General features: G+C 51.4%; 2 rRNA genes. Both read left to right on the forward strand.

Annotated features, from left to right (window positions below):
- The first annotated feature begins 116 nt into the window (after positions 1–116).
- Positions 117–3,007: ribosomal RNA gene (locus V0R60_RS26705) — 23S ribosomal RNA — on the forward strand.
- Between the two features lie 138 nt (positions 3,008–3,145).
- Positions 3,146–3,261 (forward strand): 5S ribosomal RNA (gene rrf / locus V0R60_RS26710).
- Positions 3,262–3,310 lie beyond the last annotated feature (49 nt).

The raw sequence follows: 3,310 nt of genomic DNA on the forward strand, positions 1-3,310 counted from the left end.
GCACTTTCACTGGTGTTGTTCAGGCTAAGGTAAAATTTGTGAGTGACTCTTAAGAGTTTTGCGAATTTTCGGCGAATGTCGTCTTCACAGTATAACCAGATTGCTTGGGGTTATATGGTCAAGTGAAGAAGCGCATACGGTGGATGCCTTGGCAGTCAGAGGCGATGAAAGACGTGGTAGCCTGCGATAAGCTTCGGGGAGTCGGCAAACAGACTTTGATCCGGAGATCTCTGAATGGGGGAACCCACCCAGCATAAGCTGGGTATCTTGTACTGAATACATAGGTGCAAGAGGCGAACCAGGGGAACTGAAACATCTAAGTACCCTGAGGAAAAGAAATCAACCGAGATTCCCTTAGTAGTGGCGAGCGAACGGGGACTAGCCCTTAAGTGGCTTTGAGATTAGCGGAACGCTCTGGAAAGTGCGGCCATAGTGGGTGATAGCCCTGTACGCGAAAATCTCTTAGTCATGAAATCGAGTAGGACGGAGCACGAGAAACTTTGTCTGAATATGGGGGGACCATCCTCCAAGGCTAAATACTACTGACTGACCGATAGTGAACCAGTACCGTGAGGGAAAGGCGAAAAGAACCCCGGAGAGGGGAGTGAAATAGATCCTGAAACCGTATGCGTACAAGCAGTGGGAGCCTACTTTGTTAGGTGACTGCGTACCTTTTGTATAATGGGTCAGCGACTTATATTCAGTGGCGAGCTTAACCGAATAGGGGAGGCGTAGCGAAAGCGAGTGTTAATAGCGCGTTTAGTCGCTGGGTATAGACCCGAAACCGGGCGATCTATCCATGGGCAGGTTGAAGGTTAGGTAACACTGACTGGAGGACCGAACCGACTACCGTTGAAAAGTTAGCGGATGACCTGTGGATCGGAGTGAAAGGCTAATCAAGCTCGGAGATAGCTGGTTCTCCTCGAAAGCTATTTAGGTAGCGCCTCATGTATCACTGTAGGGGGTAGAGCACTGTTTCGGCTAGGGGGTCATCCCGACTTACCAAACCGATGCAAACTCCGAATACCTACAAGTGCCGAGCATGGGAGACACACGGCGGGTGCTAACGTCCGTCGTGAAAAGGGAAACAACCCAGACCGTCAGCTAAGGTCCCAAAGTTATGGTTAAGTGGGAAACGATGTGGGAAGGCTTAGACAGCTAGGAGGTTGGCTTAGAAGCAGCCACCCTTTAAAGAAAGCGTAATAGCTCACTAGTCGAGTCGGCCTGCGCGGAAGATGTAACGGGGCTCAAACCATACACCGAAGCTACGGGTGTCACTTAGGTGACGCGGTAGAGGAGCGTTCTGTAAGCCTGTGAAGGTGAGTTGAGAAGCTTGCTGGAGGTATCAGAAGTGCGAATGCTGACATGAGTAACGACAATGGGAGTGAAAAACTCCCACGCCGAAAGACCAAGGTTTCCTGCGCAACGTTAATCGACGCAGGGTTAGTCGGTCCCTAAGGCGAGGCTGAAAAGCGTAGTCGATGGAAAACAGGTTAATATTCCTGTACTTCTAGTTATTGCGATGGAGGGACGGAGAAGGCTAGGCCAGCTTGGCGTTGGTTGTCCAAGTTTAAGGTGGTAGGCTGAGATCTTAGGTAAATCCGGGATCTTAAGGCCGAGAGCTGATGACGAGTTGCCTTTAGGCGACGAAGTGGTTGATGCCATGCTTCCAAGAAAAGCTTCTAAGCTTCAGATAACTAGGAACCGTACCCCAAACCGACACAGGTGGTTGGGTAGAGAATACCAAGGCGCTTGAGAGAACTCGGGTGAAGGAACTAGGCAAAATGGCACCGTAACTTCGGGAGAAGGTGCGCCGGTGAGGGTGAAGGACTTGCTCCGTAAGCTCATGCCGGTCGAAGATACCAGGCCGCTGCGACTGTTTATTAAAAACACAGCACTCTGCAAACACGAAAGTGGACGTATAGGGTGTGACGCCTGCCCGGTGCCGGAAGGTTAATTGATGGGGTTAGCTAACGCGAAGCTCTTGATCGAAGCCCCGGTAAACGGCGGCCGTAACTATAACGGTCCTAAGGTAGCGAAATTCCTTGTCGGGTAAGTTCCGACCTGCACGAATGGCGTAACGATGGCGGCGCTGTCTCCACCCGAGACTCAGTGAAATTGAAATCGCTGTGAAGATGCAGTGTATCCGCGGCTAGACGGAAAGACCCCGTGAACCTTTACTATAGCTTTGCACTGGACTTTGAATTTGCTTGTGTAGGATAGGTGGGAGGCTTTGAAGCGTGGACGCCAGTTCGCGTGGAGCCAATCTTGAAATACCACCCTGGCAACTTTGAGGTTCTAACTCAGGTCCGTCATCCGGATCGAGGACAGTGTATGGTGGGTAGTTTGACTGGGGCGGTCTCCTCCTAAAGAGTAACGGAGGAGTACGAAGGTGCGCTCAGACCGGTCGGAAATCGGTCGTAGAGTATAAAGGCAAAAGCGCGCTTGACTGCGAGACAGACACGTCGAGCAGGTACGAAAGTAGGTCTTAGTGATCCGGTGGTTCTGTATGGAAGGGCCATCGCTCAACGGATAAAAGGTACTCCGGGGATAACAGGCTGATACCGCCCAAGAGTTCATATCGACGGCGGTGTTTGGCACCTCGATGTCGGCTCATCACATCCTGGGGCTGAAGCCGGTCCCAAGGGTATGGCTGTTCGCCATTTAAAGTGGTACGCGAGCTGGGTTTAGAACGTCGTGAGACAGTTCGGTCCCTATCTGCCGTGGACGTTTGAGATTTGAGAGGGGCTGCTCCTAGTACGAGAGGACCGGAGTGGACGAACCTCTGGTGTTCCGGTTGTCACGCCAGTGGCATTGCCGGGTAGCTATGTTCGGGAGAGATAACCGCTGAAAGCATCTAAGCGGGAAACTTGCCTCAAGATGAGATCTCACTGGAGCCTTGAGCTCCCTGAAGGGCCGTCGAAGACTACGACGTTGATAGGTTGGGTGTGTAAGCGCTGTGAGGCGTTGAGCTAACCAATACTAATTGCCCGTGAGGCTTGACCATATAACACCCAAGCAATTTGCGTCGAATGACCAGATTGCGGTGTTGTGAAGACGAAACGAACCGAAAGTTTGCAACTCACAAACATCACATACCCGATTCGCTGGAGTGTCTGAACAAGACCTTCTGGCAACAGAATTTCTTGACGACCATAGAGCATTGGAACCACCTGATCCCATCCCGAACTCAGTAGTGAAACGATGCATCGCCGATGGTAGTGTGGGGTTTCCCCATGTGAGAGTAGGTCATCGTCAAGATTAAATTCCGAAACCCCTATCTGCACATGCAGGTAGGGGTTTTGTCTTT

Source organism: Pseudomonas auratipiscis (genome assembly GCF_036324085.1).
GTDB lineage: Bacteria > Pseudomonadota > Gammaproteobacteria > Pseudomonadales > Pseudomonadaceae > Aquipseudomonas > Aquipseudomonas auratipiscis.